General features: G+C 71.9%; 17 protein-coding genes and 1 pseudogene. 10 read left to right on the top strand and 8 right to left on the bottom strand.

Annotated features, from left to right (window positions below; genetic code table 11):
* The first annotated feature begins 4 nt into the window (after nt 1–4).
* The 3 genes from ACFY1J_RS37185 (at nt 5) to ACFY1J_RS37195 (ending at nt 1,669) form a co-directional block, all read left to right on the top strand.
* Nucleotides 5–529, top strand: coding sequence for a GNAT family N-acetyltransferase (locus tag ACFY1J_RS37185; RefSeq protein ID WP_390711506.1), 525 nt, complete (start codon nt 5–7; stop codon nt 527–529).
* Nucleotides 530–632: 103 nt separating this feature from the next.
* On the top strand, nt 633–932 hold the full coding sequence (locus ACFY1J_RS37190; protein ID WP_390711507.1) for a DUF4229 domain-containing protein: 300 nt from the start codon (nt 633–635) through the stop codon (nt 930–932).
* Between the two features lie 47 nt (nt 933–979).
* On the top strand, nt 980–1,669 hold the full coding sequence (locus ACFY1J_RS37195) for a TetR/AcrR family transcriptional regulator (RefSeq protein WP_390711508.1): 690 nt from the start codon (nt 980–982) through the stop codon (nt 1,667–1,669).
* Nucleotides 1,670–1,993: 324 nt separating this feature from the next.
* On the opposite strand, the pseudogene ACFY1J_RS37200 reads toward ACFY1J_RS37195, so the two are convergent.
* The 3 genes and pseudogenes from ACFY1J_RS37200 to ACFY1J_RS37210 form a co-directional block, all read right to left on the bottom strand.
* A pseudogene (locus ACFY1J_RS37200) lies at nt 1,994–2,287 on the bottom strand (DUF6716 putative glycosyltransferase); the annotation flags it as partial.
* Nucleotides 2,288–2,344: 57 nt separating this feature from the next.
* Entirely contained in the window at nt 2,345–3,199 is an 855-nt protein-coding gene (locus tag ACFY1J_RS37205) for a MaoC family dehydratase (protein WP_390711509.1), read from the bottom strand.
* A complete protein-coding gene (locus tag ACFY1J_RS37210; RefSeq protein WP_390711603.1) occupies nt 3,199–3,345 on the bottom strand; it encodes a hypothetical protein in 147 nt (48 codons plus the stop codon). Before ACFY1J_RS37210 ends, ACFY1J_RS37205 begins: the two co-directional genes overlap by 1 nt.
* 304 nt (nt 3,346–3,649) lie before the next feature.
* Here ACFY1J_RS37210 and ACFY1J_RS37215 point away from each other — a divergent pair, with 304 nt between their 5' ends.
* From ACFY1J_RS37215 to ACFY1J_RS37225, 3 genes are all read left to right on the top strand, one after another.
* Nucleotides 3,650–5,596 (top strand): AMP-dependent synthetase/ligase, encoded by a 1,947-nt coding sequence (locus ACFY1J_RS37215; RefSeq protein ID WP_390711510.1) that lies wholly within the window; start codon nt 3,650–3,652, stop codon nt 5,594–5,596.
* 139 nt (nt 5,597–5,735) lie between these two features.
* Complete coding sequence (locus tag ACFY1J_RS37220) at nt 5,736–6,788, top strand: DUF1259 domain-containing protein (protein ID WP_390711511.1); 1,053 nt, start codon at nt 5,736–5,738, stop codon at nt 6,786–6,788.
* Nucleotides 6,788–7,999 carry a cytochrome P450 gene (locus ACFY1J_RS37225; RefSeq protein WP_390732748.1) on the top strand — a complete coding sequence of 404 codons (1,212 nt, stop codon included), beginning with the start codon at nt 6,788–6,790 and terminating at the stop codon, nt 7,997–7,999. Before ACFY1J_RS37220 ends, ACFY1J_RS37225 begins: the two co-directional genes overlap by 1 nt.
* A 58-nt stretch (nt 8,000–8,057) precedes the next feature.
* Here the strand turns inward: ACFY1J_RS37225 and ACFY1J_RS37230 are convergent, their stop codons facing one another.
* Complete coding sequence (locus ACFY1J_RS37230; protein ID WP_390711513.1) at nt 8,058–8,954, bottom strand: LysR family transcriptional regulator; 897 nt, start codon at nt 8,952–8,954, stop codon at nt 8,058–8,060.
* A 156-nt stretch (nt 8,955–9,110) separates the two neighbouring features.
* Here ACFY1J_RS37230 and ACFY1J_RS37235 point away from each other — a divergent pair, with 156 nt between their 5' ends.
* Together ACFY1J_RS37235 and kstD are read left to right on the top strand one after the other, a co-directional pair.
* Nucleotides 9,111–9,656 (top strand): DUF6817 domain-containing protein, encoded by a 546-nt coding sequence (locus ACFY1J_RS37235; protein WP_390711514.1) that lies wholly within the window; start codon nt 9,111–9,113, stop codon nt 9,654–9,656.
* Nucleotides 9,657–9,722: 66 nt separating this feature from the next.
* Nucleotides 9,723–11,492 (top strand): 3-oxosteroid 1-dehydrogenase, encoded by a 1,770-nt coding sequence (gene kstD, locus ACFY1J_RS37240; RefSeq protein WP_390732749.1) that lies wholly within the window; start codon nt 9,723–9,725, stop codon nt 11,490–11,492.
* Here kstD and ACFY1J_RS37245 read toward each other — a convergent pair.
* Genes ACFY1J_RS37245 through ACFY1J_RS37255 form a run of 3 tightly spaced genes read right to left on the bottom strand, consistent with a single transcriptional unit; the run spans nt 11,489 to nt 13,175 of the window.
* Complete coding sequence (locus tag ACFY1J_RS37245) at nt 11,489–12,136, bottom strand: class I SAM-dependent methyltransferase (RefSeq protein WP_390711516.1); 648 nt, start codon at nt 12,134–12,136, stop codon at nt 11,489–11,491. The genes kstD and ACFY1J_RS37245 overlap by 4 nt on opposite strands.
* Before the next feature lie 41 nt (nt 12,137–12,177).
* Complete coding sequence (locus ACFY1J_RS37250) at nt 12,178–12,492, bottom strand: AzlD domain-containing protein (RefSeq protein WP_390711517.1); 315 nt, start codon at nt 12,490–12,492, stop codon at nt 12,178–12,180.
* Nucleotides 12,489–13,175 (bottom strand): AzlC family ABC transporter permease, encoded by a 687-nt coding sequence (locus ACFY1J_RS37255; RefSeq protein WP_390711518.1) that lies wholly within the window; start codon nt 13,173–13,175, stop codon nt 12,489–12,491. Before ACFY1J_RS37255 ends, ACFY1J_RS37250 begins: the two co-directional genes overlap by 4 nt.
* A gap of 68 nt (nt 13,176–13,243) precedes the next feature.
* Here ACFY1J_RS37255 and ACFY1J_RS37260 point away from each other — a divergent pair, with 68 nt between their 5' ends.
* Nucleotides 13,244–13,807 (top strand): helix-turn-helix domain-containing protein, encoded by a 564-nt coding sequence (locus ACFY1J_RS37260; RefSeq protein ID WP_390711519.1) that lies wholly within the window; start codon nt 13,244–13,246, stop codon nt 13,805–13,807.
* A 91-nt stretch (nt 13,808–13,898) separates the two neighbouring features.
* On the opposite strand, the gene ACFY1J_RS37265 is transcribed toward ACFY1J_RS37260, so the two are convergent.
* Nucleotides 13,899–14,102: a cold-shock protein gene (locus tag ACFY1J_RS37265; RefSeq protein ID WP_004984723.1), complete on the bottom strand. Its 204-nt coding sequence runs from the start codon at nt 14,100–14,102 to the stop codon at nt 13,899–13,901.
* 289 nt (nt 14,103–14,391) lie between these two features.
* On the opposite strand from ACFY1J_RS37265, the gene ACFY1J_RS37270 reads away from it, so the two are divergent.
* Nucleotides 14,392–15,240 carry a menaquinone biosynthetic enzyme MqnA/MqnD family protein gene (locus tag ACFY1J_RS37270; RefSeq protein ID WP_390711520.1) on the top strand — a complete coding sequence of 283 codons (849 nt, stop codon included), beginning with the start codon at nt 14,392–14,394 and terminating at the stop codon, nt 15,238–15,240.
* Nucleotides 15,241–15,248: the final 8 nt, after the last annotated feature.

Below are 15,248 nucleotides of genomic sequence, written 5' to 3' on the forward strand. Positions count from 1 at the left end.
GCGCATGCCCCTTACGTTCACTCTCGACCCCTCCGTCACTCCTGCTCTCCGTGACGGGGTTCTCGATCTGTGGGCCGATGTGTCCAACGCGGGCGGCGCCGTGGGGTTCGTGGCGCCGGTGGGGCGGGAGGAGATACGGCCCGAGCTCGTGAAGCACCTCGTGGCGATGGCCGAGGGGCGGGTCCGGCTGCTCGTCGGGCACGACGAGGCGGGGGAGGTGGCCGCGACCGTGTTCTTCGCCTTCAACACGCACCGGCTGATGAACCACTGGGTGTGGCTCTGCACCGTGATGGTCCACCCGCGGCACCAGGGCAAGGGGTACGGCCGGGACCTGCTGGCGGCCGCCGCCGACGCGGCCCGCGGCTTCGAGGGCATCGACGCCATACGGCTCGGCTGCCGCGGCGGTCACGGCCTGGAGCGGTTCTACGGCTCCTGCGGCTACAAGGAGGTCGGCCGGGTGCCGGGCGCGGTCCGCGTCGCCCCCGGGGACGACCGGGACGAGATCACCATGCTGCTGCCGCTCGTGTGAGGGGTCCGCACGCCCCCCGTGCAAGATCGGGTCCCGGACGTGCTTCACTGGACGGTGCCCGTTTGTGGCGTAAGGACCGTTCGAAACGGAAGTGTGGATTGAGATGCTCCGCTACACGCTGATGCGGCTCGGTATCTTCGCGGGCTGCTTCTTGGTCGTCTGGGGCGCTGTCTACGCCGGCGTCTTCCCGCGCGGCTTCGGCGACTCGAACTTCCTGTGGGTCCTCCTGCTCGCCATGGTGCTCTCGGCGCCGATCAGCTGGGTGGTGCTGCGCAAGGAGCGGGACCGGGCGTCCGTCCGGATCGTCCAGAAGGTCGACCGGATGAAGTCGAACCTGGAGGCCAACCGCAACCAGGAGGACGTGGCGGACGACACCGCGCGGGCCCACGGCCAGACTTCCTAGCGCCTTCCCCGCGTTGAGTGCCCGGGGGCCCAACTAGGCTTGCCCTCATGGGTGCCCTGAAGACCAAGCGGATGCCGCGGGCGGTGCGGGAGCAGCAGATGCTCGACGCCGCCGTACGGACCTTCGGCCAGCGGGGGTACATGGCCGCGTCGATGGACGAGATCGCCGAACTGGCGGGCGTGTCCAAGCCGTTGGTGTATCTGTACCTGAATTCCAAGGAAGACCTGTTCACGGCATGCATACGCCGTGAGGGCAAGGCGCTGACGCAGGCGGTGCGGGACGGCGTCCGGTCGGGGCTGCCCGCCGACCGCCAGCTCTGGGACGGGCTGCAGGCGTTCTTCGCGCACACCGCCGAACACCCCGACGGCTGGTCGATCCTGCACCTCCAGGCCCGCACCCACGGCGAGCCGTTCGCCGCCGAGGTCGCCGCGATGCGCGAGGAACTCGTCGTGTTCGTGACCCATCTCATCGTCGTTGCCGCGCGTGCCGCGCTCCCCCAGGCTCTCGGCTGCGCTCGAGCAGGGCGGGACCCCCATGCTCCGGATCTTCCCGAGCGTGAGGTCGCCGGCCTTGCCGAGGCCCTGGTCGGCGCCGCCGAGTCCCTCGCCGCCTGGGCCAACGTCACCCCCGGCGTCACCGCCCGCCAGGCCGCGGCGACCCTCATGAACTTCGCGTGGGCGGGGCTCGGCAACCTGATGGAGGGCCGGCCCTGGTCCCCGCCCCTCACCGCCGACTAGCCGTGGCCTACGCCGCTCCCCACCGCCGCAGCGCCGGCGCCACCCGCTGACGCCCCACCCGCTACAGCCTCTTCGCACCGCTGCGCGCGACCCTCCGTACGGCATTCTGCACGCACCCCGAACCGGCCGCACCCGCCCCACCGGGCAGCGGCGGTCCCGCTCGTCGAAGCCGTGCCGTTCCAGCAGACCGGTGAGATGGATCCCGGCCCGCTGGGGCGTGTAGTACGGCCGCAGGGGCGGCAGCGGGCCCGCGGCGCGCAGGTCCGCCACCCGGGCGCGGGCAGCGGCGTACGGGTCGGTCTTGCCGATGCCCTGCGCGTCCGCCCACGCGGGGTGCGGCACGGGCAGCGCCCCGGCGTCCAGGTCGTCCCAGGAGGCGAGGCACCCGGAGTGGAGGAAGTAGTGGTTGCCGTGCTTCCCCAAGCTCTCAACTCCGTTCGAGCAGGGGAGACCCCAACCGCGGACGCCGAAATCCGTGAGGATCGCGGTCGGTATCCCGCGGTGCGTCGACTCCAGGGCGGCCGTGGAGCCGACCGTGACCAGCAGGTCGGTGCGGTCGAGGACCTCGCCCATGTTGCCGTGGACCAGCTGGAGGTTGGCGGGGGCGGGCTCGGCCAGTTCCCCGACGAGAAGCTGGTACGGGTCGGCCTCGACACCTGCTGTTCGCCCCCCTGTTCACGCCGTGAGCGGCCGCACCTCGCCCGCCACATGGAGGTGCCGCCCTTCGCCGTCCCGCAGCTCGAAGCCGCCCGCGTCGTCCGCCGCGTAGCGCACGGTGCCCGGCAGCAGCACCGGGGCGCGGAACTCCGCCCGCACCCGCACCGCCCCGGGCGTGCCGTGCGCGGCGAGGCAGCGGGCCACCGTCCACATGCCGTGCGCGATGGCCCGGGGGAAGCCGAAGAGACGGGCGCTGAGCGGGTGGAGATGGATGGGGTTGCGGTCCCCGGACGCGACCCCGTACCGCCGCCCGACGTCCTGCGCGATCCGCCACTCGGCGACGGCGGGCAGCGGCCCCCGCTCGCGGCCGGTCTGCCGGGGCGCGCCGGAACCGGTCCGGTGCCGGGCGAGATAGGTGCTCCGCGACTCCCATACGACCGCCCCGCCGCCGCGCACCTCGGTGACGACGGTCGCCTCCGTCCCGCGCCGGTGCGGCGCCAACCCGTCGACGTGCACGGAGAGTTCGTACTCCCCGGTGGCCGCAAGCCCTGAGCGGCGGGTGATCTCTATGGACGTGTGGACCAGGCCGAGCAGCGGCAGCGGGAAGTCGCGGCCGCTCATCAGCCGCATGGCCAGTGGAAAGCCGAGGACGTGCGGATAGGTCACCGGGAGCGAGTCGTCACCGGTGGCGAAGCCGCACACCCGCTCGTAGGCGGCCAGCCGGGCCAGGTCGACGCGTACACCGGGCAGCACCAGCCGGGTGCGCGGGAAGCCGGCGTCGGGCCGGGGCCGCTTGAACGGCGAGTGCAGGGCGCCCCGGGCGAGCAGGGGCGCGAGGGCGGGGGAGCCGGTGAGGACGACGGCGGCGGACATCAGGCCCCCAGCAGGCTCTGACCGCAGACCCGCACGACCTGCCCGTTCACCGCGCCGGAGGCGGGGTGGGCGAGCCGGGCGGTGGTCTCGGGGGCCAGGAAGCGGCCGGGTGCGGCGCCGGTGAAGCTGAGGTAGCGGTCGGCCATGTCTCCAACTCCCGCAAGACTGGGTCGGATTTGCTTACTCTAGAGTAAGGTTACCGAAGGTAAGTCTATGTCACGGCGATCCCGTCAGGAACCTGAACCTCCCTCACGCAACCCGCGAGATTGCACAGCCCCGTCCCCGGACCATTCCCGAAAGCGCACAAGCCCGCCACAGAGGCCCCGTACGATCGCCTGCCTGACCAGCGGTAACCCCTGCTTGGACGAACCGCCGCTGAACGCCTCGGTGCGCGAGGCACGTACGACATGCAGCAAGCAGTCCGCCGCTGCACGCCCGAGGAGCCGCCCCGTGTCCACCCCGTACCCGAACGCCCCCCTCTCCTCCGGCGCGACGGTCTCGGCGACCGACTACGACGGCGCGCCGATCCTCGTGGAGCCCGAGACACGCCGCCTCGACGGAGCCGTACGCGAGGCCTCCGTACCGCCGTTCGCCCCGCCGGTGACGCACGGGTCGCTGGCGGACCTGCCGTTCGACAACGCCCAGGCGGAACCCGGAGCCGTGGTCCTCAGCCGCAAGACGGCGAGCGGCGACTGGGAGGACGTGACGGCGGCCCGGTTCGCCCAGGAGGTCCTGGCGGTGGCGAAGGGCCTGATCGCGGAGGGGCTGGTACCGGGCGACCGCATCGCCATCATGGCCAACACGACGTACGAGTGGACCCTGCTGGACTTCGCCGCATGGGCCGCCGGCCTCGTCACCGTCCCCGTCTACCCCACCTCCTCGGTCTTCCAGACCCGCTGGATCCTCCAGGACTCGGGCGCGGTGGCCCTGGTCACGGAGACCTCGACGCAGGCCGCCGCCATGGGCCCCGAACTCGAACGCCTCCCCGACCTGCGGCACATGTGGGTGATCGACAAGGGCCATGTGAGCCGTCTGGCGGAGCTCGGCGCACCGGTGCCGGACGGCGAAGTCGGCGTACGCCGCGGCATGTTGGTCCCCGACACGCTCGCCACCCTCATCTACACCTCCGGCACCACCGGCCGTCCGAAGGGCTGCGCCCTGTCGCACGGCAACTTCTTCGCCGAGGTGGACAACGCGATCGAGCTCCTCTACCCCATCTTCAAGGCGAAGTCCGGCGAGGAGGTGTCGGTCCTCCTCTTCCTGCCCATGTCCCATGTCTTCGGCCGCATGGTCGCCATCGCATGCGTCCGGGCCGGGGTACGGCTCGGCCACGCCCCCAGCCTGAAGGCCGAGGACCTGCTCCCGGACCTCGCGGCCTTCAAGCCCACCTGCCTGCTGACCATCCCCTACATGCTGGAGAAGGTCTTCAACACCGCCCGCGCCAGGGCCGAGGCGGGCGGCCGCGCGTCCTCCTTCGACCGGGCGGTGTCGGTGGCGCAGCGCTACGGCGAGGCGCTGGAGGCCCGGCAGACCGGCACGGGCAACGGCCCGAGCCGCTCCCTGAAGACCGCCCGCTCCTTCTACGACCCGCTGGTCTACCGCCGGATCCGCACCGCGATGGGCGGCCGGGTGAAGTACGCCATCTGCGGCGGCTCCCCGCTGGGCCGCCGGCTGGCCGCCTTCTACGCCGGTGCGGGCATCGAGATCTTCGAGGGCTACGGGCTGACGGAGACGACGGGCGCCTCGACCGTGACCCCGCCCCTGAAGCCCCGGCTGGGAACGGTGGGCTGGCCGCTGCCCGGCACCAGGGTCCGCATCGCGGCGGACGGCGAGATCCTCATCGCCGGCGACCATGTGCTGCGCGGCTACTGGGACCCGCAGGCGGGCGGGGTCGTCCCCGCGACCCGCGACGGCTGGCTGGCGACCGGCGACATCGGCGAGCTGGACGACGAGGGCTATCTGACCATCACCGGCCGCAAGAAGGAGCTGCTGATCACCGCGGGCGGCAAGTCGGTGGCGCCCGCCCCGCTGGAGAACTGGCTCCGCTCCCACCCCCTGATCTCCCAGTGCATGCTCGTCGGCGACGCCCGCCCCTACGTCACCGCCCTGTTCACCCTCGACCCCGACGGCATCACCCACTGGCGCCAGATGAACGGCAGGCACCCGGTCCCGCCGGAACTCCTCGTGGGCGACCCCGAGTTGAGGGCGCTGCTGCAACGGGCGGTGGACGAGGCGAACCGGCTGGTCTCCCGCCCCGAGTCGATCAGAAAGTTCGCGGTGCTCCCGGTCGACTTCACGGAGGAGGCGGGCCATCTGACCCCGTCGATGAAGCTGCGCCGGGAGGCGGTCATGCGCGACTTCTCGGCACAGGTCGAGGAGCTGTACGACAGGGCGTAGGGTCCCCGGCCCGTCCGGCGGTGTGCGGTCGGCTCATCCGACCGCTCCAGCCCGCTTAGCCCACCTGGGCCCATGTGCCGGTGCAGATCACGGGTCCGGGAGTTCTCCCGTGCTTCCATCGCGCCAGGAGGCATATGAGATGACTGACGACCGACAGCAGCATGCCGACCCCAGACCGACAGCGTCCCGGCGTCGCGTGCTGGCCACCGCCGCCCTCGCGCCCGTACTGACCGGAGCGATCGGGGCGATCGGGGCGGTTCCCCCCGCCCGCGCCGCGACCGCCGGCCCGGGGGCCGAGCCGGTCCACACCCCCATCCCGCCGGTGATGACCGGACTCGCCGACTGGGCGGACGTGGGCGCGGCCCTCGGCGCACCGGGCGGCATGAAGCGGTTCATGTACCACACGCCCCTGCTGCGCCGGGACCTCCATGTGGTCTCCCGGGGCATCAGGGTCGCCCCCGCGCTCGCCCTGGGCAGCCATGTGTCCTTCGTCCGGTACGCCGACGGCAGCTCGCTCCTCATGGGCGACGCGGTGGTCACCGAGCGCGAACTCCAGCCGTTCAGCGACGCCCTGCACGAGCACGGGATCGGGCAGACCGCGATCCACAAGCATCTGCTGGCCCAGCGGCCCGACGTCTGGTGGTGTCACCTCCACGCCCACGGCACCGACCCGGTGGCCGTCGCCCGCGGACTGCGCGCCGCCCTGGACCGCACCGCCACCCCGTTCCCGAAGCCCCATGCCGCCTTCGCCGTGCCCCCCGTCGTGCCCTTCGCCCCGCCCTTCGACCTGGACACCGCGGCCATCGACGCCGCGCTCGGGGTGAAGGGCACCGCCGACAGCGGCGTCTACCAGAGCACGTTCGTCCGCAGGGAGACCATCACCGACGGCCATCTCCTCCTGCCGCCGGGTTTCGGCTCGACCACCTCGTTCAACTTCCAGCCGCTCGGCCGCGGCCGGGCCGCGATCAGCGGCGACTTCGCCGTGATCGCCGACGAGGTCCAGGACGTCCTCGCCGGGCTCCGGCGCGGCGGCGCCGATCTCGTCGAGCTCCACCACCACAACCTCAACGACCAGCCCCGCCTGTTCTTCGTCCACTACTGGGCCGTCGGCGACGCCGTGAGCCTGGCGCGGCGCCTGCGCCCCGTCGTGGACGCCACCAATGTCACGCCGATGAAGGGGACAGGTGCCTGATGAGCACGAGCGACGAGTCGATCACCTGCCCGTTCGACTACAGCGACGCCCTCGACTTCGATCCCGAGCTCGCGGCCATCATGGAACGCGAGTCCCTCACCCGCATTCGGCTCCCGTACGGCGACGCCGGCGCCTGGCTGGTCACCGGCTTCCGCTCGGTCCAGCAGGTCTGCTCCGACCAGCGCTTCAGCCGGGCGCAGATCATGGGCCACGACTATCCCCGGATGACACCGGAGCCCATCGTCTCCCCCGAGTCCATCAACGTCATGGACCCGCCGCACAGCAGCCGCGTACGGCGCCTGGCCTCCCAGGCGTTCACCCAGCAGCAGGTCGACGGGATGCGGGAGCGGATCGTCCTGCTCGCGGACTCCCTGCTCGACGAGATGGCACAGCAGGGACCGCCGGCGGACCTGGTGCAGCATCTGTCGAACCCGTTCCCCCAGCACACGATCCTCCATCTGCTCGGGATCCCCCGCGACGAGTGGTCCCGGATGCGCGAGCAGGTCCACCGGCTCCTGGTCACCGGCGCGGACAACAGGGCGGCGGCGGCCAAGGTCAAGACCGATCTGACGGACTACTTCGGCGCCATGGTCGAGCAGCGCCGCCGCACCCCCGGCAACGACATCATCAGCTCGATGGCCGCCGCGCGGGAGGGCGAGGACCAGCTCAACGACAGGGAACTGGCCGTCATGACCCTGACCCTGGTGCTCAGCGGGCAGGACACGGCCACCTGCCAGATCAGCAACATCGCGTATCTGCTGCTGACCCGGCCCGAGCTGGCCGACTATCTGCGGCGGCGCCCGGACAACCTGACGAACGCGATCCACGAGATGCTCCGGTACATCCCGTTCCGCAAGGGGGTCGGCATCCCCCGGGTGGCGATGGAGGACGTCGAGATGGACGGCGTGAAGATCCGGGCGGGCGAGTTCGTCCATGTGTCGTACCTGGCGGCCAACCGGGACCCGGTGCGCTATCCGGAACCCCATGTCATCGATCCCGACCTGCCCGGCCGCAACGCCCCCCACATGACCTTCGGCTGGGGCGGCCACCGGTGCATCGCCGTCCCGCTGGCCATGGCGGAGCTGGAGGTGGCGATCGGACGGCTGCTGGCACGGTTCCCCGAGCTGCGGCTGGCGGTGGCGCCGGAGGAGGTGCGCTGGGACACGGAGACGATCCGGCGGTTCCCCATCGAGCTGCCGGTGGCCTGGTGAGCTGAGGGCGGCGGGGCTTCGGGGCGCGGGGGTTCGGGGCGCGCATCGCCCGGACCCCTCAGGCCGCCTGGGCGCGAGCGCTCTCGACGACCGTGTCCGCGAAGGCGCGGGCCGGTGGGCCGAGGGCGTCCCAGCGGCGCACCGCCCAGCCGACCGGCAGCGGGCGCAGAGCGGGCAGCGGAATCAGCCGGAGCCGGCCGGCGCCGGGGACGGCGAGCCCCGGCAGGGCGGGGACGACCGCGCGTCCCACGCCGAGTTCCGCCAGCAGGAGCGCCGTGTCCCAGTCGGCGACGCTGGTGTCGTAGGCGAAGCGCACCCCCGACTCCGCGCACGCGGCCTCCAGATGGGCGGCGGACGCGGAGTTCGGCGGAAGCCGGATCGGGCGTACGTCCGTCAGCTCACCGGCGGCCAGGGACGAGCGTTCCGCCAGCGGATCGTCCGCCCGTACCGCCAGCACCCACGGCAGTTCCACCACCGCCCGCTGCTCGATCCCCCGCACCGGCGCACCGAGCGTTATCCAGGCCAGGTCCAGCGTGCCGTCCGCGAGCGCGTCGAAGCTGCCGCGCCCCGAACTGACCGTGCGGAACTCGAGGTTCACCTTCGGATGGCGGCGGCGGAAGGTGACCACCGCCTCCGACATGAAGTGCCGTACGGTCGTCGCCCCGGTCGCCACGCGCACATACCCGCTGTGCCCGTCGACCAGGTCCCGCAACTGCCGTACGGCGAGGTCGAGTCCGAAGATGCCCTCGGCGGCCGCGGCTTCGAGTATCCGTCCCGCCTGCGTCGGCACGACCCCGCGCGGCTGCCGCTCCAGCAGGGCCACTCCGGTCTCCCGCTCCAGGCGTTTGACGTGCTGGCTCACGGCCGACTGCGTACACCCGAGATCCCGGGCCACCGCGCTCAGGCTTCCGGCCCGGCACACGGCCACGAACACACGCAGGTCGTCGAGGGTCACAACATCCAAGCTAGCACTTGGAGTTGGTGACAAATCCCAAGGATTGACTGAAATGCCGGGCGAGGACGAAGCTCTTCTCCGGGCCCAGGCGGCAACCCGCTCCTCCCCCGGGAAGAGGAGCGGGTGCCGACCGCTCTTGCCGAGGGGAGACGGCGCATGGACGACCGGACGGTGGCACAAGCACGGGAACTCCTGGGGCAGTTGGGCGCCGGCACCCTCGCCCACCCGGGCGGCACCCTCCTCGCCCACCTCGACCGGGTACGGGAGCGACTGGCCCTCTGGGACGCCCGCCCCGCCCTCCGGCTGGCCGGCCTGTGCCATGCCGCCTACGGCACCGACGGCTTTCCCTCCGCGCTGCTCCCGCTCGACCGCCGCCCCGAGCTCAGGACGGTGATCGGCACCGAAGCCGAGGCGATCGTGTACTTCTACGCGAGCTGCGACCGGGGGGCCACCTATCCGACCCTCACGGACCACAACTCCCCCTTCCGCGACCGCTTCACGCATGACACCCTGCGCCCCGCCCCCGGCCTGCTGCGGGACTTCGCCGAGCTGACCGCCGCCAACGAACTCGACCTCGCCCGCCGCGACCCCGACTTCCGCGCGAAGCACGGCCTCGATCTGCTCGCCCTCTTCACCCGCTGGCGGGCCCTGCTGAGCGAGCCGGCCCGGCAGGACTGCCTCGAAGTGCTGGCCGACGCCTAGCTCTTGACTTCACAAGACCCTCGCGCGACATTCCGGTCCCCCAAGCCCGCCTCGGAGGGACCTGCCATGGCCGCCACACGCACCGGCTCACCTACCCGGAGACAAGTGCTCGGCACCGCCGCGGGCGCCGGGCTCGCCCTCGCGGTGACCGGGACCCAGCAGGGAGCCAGTGCGGCCGACCTACCCCTCCTGGGCACGTACGACGTCCTCGTCATCGGGGCCGGGGCGGCCGGGATGACGGCCGCGCTCACCGCCGCGAAACAGGGGCTGAGCTGTGTCGTCGTGGAGAAGGCGGCCACCTTCGGGGGGTCCGCCGCCCGCTCCGGCGCCGGGATCTGGATCCCCAACAGCCCCGTCCTCCTGGCGGCCGGTGTACCGGACACCCCGGCCAAGGCGGCCGCCTATCTCGCCGCCGTGGTCGGGGCGGACGTGCCCGCCTCGCGGCAGCAGGCGTTTCTCGCCCACGGACCCGCCATGATCTCGTTCGTCATGGCCAACAGCCCGCTGCGGTTCCGGTGGATGGAGGGCTACAGCGACTACTACCCGGAGCTGCCGGGCGGCCTTCCGGGCGGGCGCTCCATCGAACCCGACCAGCTCGACGGGAACGTCCTGGGCGCCGAACTCGCCCGTCTCAACCCGCCGTATCTGCAGGTGCCGGCCGGCATGGTGGTCTTCAGCGCCGACTACAAGTGGCTCGCCCTGGCCGCGGTGAGCGTCAAGGGGGCCGCCGTCGCCGCCGAGTGCCTGGCGCGCGGCACCAAGGCGGCCCTGCTCGGGCAGAAGCCGCTCACCATGGGGCAGTCGCTCGCCGCCGGACTGCGCAAGGGACTGCTGGACGCCCAGGTGCCCCTCCGGCTGGACACCCCGCTCACCGACCTGTACACGGAGAGCGGGGCGGTGACGGGGGCCGTCGTCACCCGGGACGGGTCCCCGGGGCTCCTCCGCGCACGGCGCGGGGTCGTGGTCGGGTCCGGGGGGTTCGAGCACAACGCGGCCATGCGGGCGCAGTACCAGCGCCGGCCCATCGGCACGGAGTGGACCGTCGGGGCCAAGGAGAACACGGGGGACGGGATCCGGGCGGGGGAGCGGGCCGGCGGCGCGCTCGGTCTGATGGACGACGCCTGGTGGGGACCGGCGATCCCGCTCCCCGGCCAGCCGTACTTCTGCCTGGCCGAACGCACCCTCCCCGGCGGCCTGATGGTCAATGCGGCGGGCCGCCGCTTCGTGAACGAGGCCGCCCCGTACAGCGACGTCGTCCACACCATGTACGACCGCAACCCCACCGACCCCGACATCCCGGCCTGGCTGATCGTCGACCAGAACTACCGCAACCGGTATCTGTTCCGGGACGTCGCCCCGGCCTTCGTCCTGCCCGACGACTGGTACGGCTCGGGTGCCGTCCACAAGGCCTGGAGCTGGGACGCCCTCGCCTCGGCCGTCGGCATCCCGGCCGGCGCCCTGAGAGCGACCGTCGACCGGTTCAACTCCCAGGCGCTGAACGGCAAGGACACCGACTTCCACCGGGGCGACAGTGCCTACGACCACTACTACACGGACCCGGTCGTCCTCCCCAACTCCTGTCTGGCGCCCCTGTGGCTGCCGCCGTACTACGCCTTCAGGATCGTGCCGGGCGACCTCGGCACCAAGGGCGGGCTGGTGACGGACGCACGGGCGCGGGTGCTGCGGGCCGACGGTTCGGTGATCCCGGGGCTGTACGCCGCCGGGAACGCCAGTTCCGCCGTGATGGGGCACAGCTACGCGGGCGCCGGATCGACGATCGGCCCGGCCATGACGTTCGGGTACGTCGCGGCGCTGGACATCGCCGGGCGGCTCTAGAGGGGCTTGCGCGCGATCAGGAACGCCTGCGGGGTCGACTCGCCGAGGTCCTCGTCCGCTTCGCGCACCGTGCGGGACAGCAGCGCGAAACCGGCCCCGGCGAGCAGTTCCGCCATCCGCTCCGGGCGGCGCCGCTGGAAGTCCAGCGAGACCGGGTGGCCCCACGGGCTGTCGTGGCGGCGCGGCGCGTCACCGGCCTGGAAGCCGAGCAGGAGGTGGCCGCCCGGGGCGAGCACCCGGTGGAACTCGGTGAAGAGGGCGGGCAGCAGCTCCACAGGGGTGTGGATGGAGGAGTACCAGCTCATGACCCCCGCAAGGCCGCCGTCCGGCAGGTCCAGGTCCAGCATCGAGCCCTGGACGAAACGCAAGGCAGGGTTCTCGCGGCGGGCGATCGCGAGCATCGACTCCGACAGATCGAGTCCGAAGACCGGCACGCCGAGGGCGGCGAGGCGGGCCGTGGTCCGTCCGGGACCGCAGCCGAGGTCGGCCACCGGGCCGCCGGTGCCGACCAGTTCGGCGTACGCGCCGAGCACGGCCCGGTCCAGCGGCCTGGCGGCGAGGTCGTCCCGGAAGCGGTCGGCGTAGTCGTCGGCGATCGCGTCGTAGAAGGTGCGGGTGGCGGTGAGGAAGTCGGTGTCGGTCATGGGCGGGGACCGTAGCGAAGGGCACTGACAGCCGGTCGCCTTCAGGCCACCCCGGCCGCCCGCAGCAGTGCCGCCGTGCCCGCCGCGCCGAGCACCACCACCGCGAACGGCGCCCGCCTCCACGCCAGTACCCCGCCCACGAGGACTCCGACCGGCCGCGCCCATCCCGCGAAGCCCCCGCCCTCGGTCAGCGCGCCCGTCGCCGCCAGCGCGACGAGCAGGACGACGGCCCCCGCCGAGGCCAGCTCCTGTACCCGCGCCGGGATCTCCACCCGCCCGTGCAGCACCGGGCCCACCAGCCGGAAGGCGTAGGTGCCCACCGCCAGTGCCAGGACCGCGGCCACCGTCGCGTTCATACGGCGGCCCGCTCACCGCGGCCGTGCAGGAGCAGCCCGGCGAGTGCCAGCAGCACCGGTACCCCGGCCGGCACGGCGGGCGTCACCGCCAGGGCCACCGCCGCGCCGAGCAGCGCACAGCGTCGTACTGCCGCGTCCGCGCGCAGGGCGGGCAGCACCAGGGCCACGAGTACGGCGGGGAAGGCGGCGTCCAGGCCGTAGCGGGCGGTGTCGCCCAGGGCGCTCCCGGCGAGCGCCCCGATCAGCACCCCGGCGTTCCACGCGGCGAACAGGCCGAGCCCGGAGATCCAGAACGCCCTGCGGCGCCGTACCGGATCCGGCTGGGCGAGGGCGAAGGCGACCGTCTCGTCGGTGACCAGATGTGCCCCCAGGAGCCGGGTGACCCGGCCCCGGCCGATGATCTCCGCGACCGCGAGGCTGAAGGCGGCCGTGCGGGTGTTGAGCAGCAGACCGGTGGCCGCCGCGGCCAGCGGGCCGCCCCCGGCGAGCAGCACGCCGACCGTACTGAACTGGGCCGAGCCCGCGTACACCACCAGCGACATCAGCACCGGCACCCACACCGGGAGCCCGCCCGCGACGGAGACGGCACCGAACGACACGCCGACGATGCCGCCGGCCAGCCAGACGAGTGAACTGTCCCGGACCAGCGAGCCGGACTCGGGTGTTCGGAGAAGCGAACGCATGTTTTCTACAATGAACAACGGACACCCAGTCCGTCAAGGCGAACGATCGTACCGATGGAGCGAACGACATGTCCGAGCCCCCCGCCCGGCTCCCGATGGAGTGGATCGCCGCGTCCCTCAAGCGCGAGCGCACCCGCACCGGGCTGTCCCTGTCCGAGCTGGCCAAGCGCGCCGGGATCGCGAAGTCCACGCTGTCCCAGCTGGAGGCGGCGAGCGGGAATCCGAGCATGGAGACCATCTGGGCGCTGGCGGTGGCCCTCGGGGTGCCCTTCAGCGCACTCGTCGAGCCGCCCGCGCCCGCCGTCCAGGTGATCCGGGCCGGTGCCGGACCCACGGTGCATTCCGAGCAGGCCGGCTATCGGGCCACGCTGCTGTCCGCGAGCCCGCCGGGCGCGCGCAGGGATATCTATTACGTCTGGCTCGAACCCGGGACCGTACGGGATTCCGAACCGCACATTCCCGGGACCACGGAGCACATCGTGGTCAGCGAGGGAAGGGTGAAGGCAGGACCCCTCGGGGAGGCGGTCGAACTGGGACCCGGGGACTACATGTCGTACCGCGGCGACGTGCCCCACGCGTACGAGGCACTCACGGCCGGAACGAAGTTCGTACTGATCATGCAGCACATGTGAACCGGAAATGAACGGAAAAGGCAGGAGCCCCGTCGCCTTGCGGCGCGGGGCTCCTTGGGTACTGCTCTCAGGTTCTGCGGTCAGGCAGTGATCAGACGGGGGTGACGTTCTCCGCCTGCGGACCCTTCGGGCCCTGCGTCACGTCAAAGCTCACCTGCTGGTTCTCCTCGAGGGAGCGGAAGCCGGTGGCGTTGATCGCGGAGTAGTGAACGAAGACGTCGGGGCCGCCGCCCTCCTGGGCGATGAAGCCAAAGCCCTTTTCGGCGTTGAACCACTTAACGGTTCCGGTAGCCATAAGCCCTCCTTGGGCTCACAAAGGGTTTGCCCTGCTCCAGAACCTGCAAGTGTGAAACAACGCCGCACAACTGCATATGTCTGAAAACGACGAGAGCCCGCGGTCACATGCTCCGCAGGCTCTGTACTGCAAGGGAAACCAAACTGCAACTTGCGGCGAGCCTAGCATGCAGGCAGCCGAAAGCAATAGAGGTCAAGATCACGTCACCCGGATGTTTGAAGATCCGGTGAGCCGGGTTGACCGTGGGGTCGGAGACAGCACCGTACCTCATGGGGTCTAGTCTCGCGATGTGGACAATTCTCGCACCCGGCCGCGCGTCGGTCACATCCAGTTCCTGAACTGCCTGCCCCTGTACTGGGGGCTCGCGAGAACCGGCACCCTCCTCGACTTCGAGCTGACCAAGGACACACCGGAGAAGCTCAGCGAGCAGCTGGTGCGGGGGGACCTCGACATCGGGCCGATCACCCTCGTCGAGTTCCTGCGCAACGCCGACGACCTGGTCGCCTTCCCCGACATCGCGGTCGGCTGCGACGGCCCGGTGATGTCCTGCGTGATCGTCTCGCAGGTCCCCCTGGAGCAACTGGACGGCGCCCGGGTCGCCCTCGGCTCCACCTCCCGCACCTCCGTCCGCCTCGCCCAGCTGCTACTCGCCGAGCGCTACGGCGTACGGCCCGACTACTACACCTGCCCGCCCGACCTCAGCCTGATGATGCAGGAGGCGGACGCGGCGGTGCTCATCGGCGACGCGGCGCTGCGGGCCAACCTCCTCGACGGGCCGCGCTACGGCCTCGCCGTGCACGACCTGGGCGCGCTGTGGAAGGAGTGGACGGGCCTGCCGTTCGTCTTCGCGGTGTGGGCGGCCCGCCGGGACTACCTGGAGCGCGAGCCGCTGATCACCCGTCAGGTGCACGAGGCGTTCCTGTCCTCCCGCAACCTCTCCCTGGAGGAGGTCGGCAAGGTCGCCGAGCAGGCGGCCCGCTGGGAGGCCTTCGACGAGCGGGTCCTGGAGCAGTACTTCACCACCCTCGACTTCCGCTTCGGCGAGCCCCAGCTGGCGGCGGTCGCGGAGTTCGCCCGCCGGGTGGGCCCGACCACGGGCTTCCCGGCGGATGTGAAGGTGGATCTGCTCCAGCCCTAATCACTACG

Source organism: Streptomyces sp. NPDC001406 (assembly GCF_042895285.1).
GTDB lineage: Bacteria > Actinomycetota > Actinomycetes > Streptomycetales > Streptomycetaceae > Streptomyces.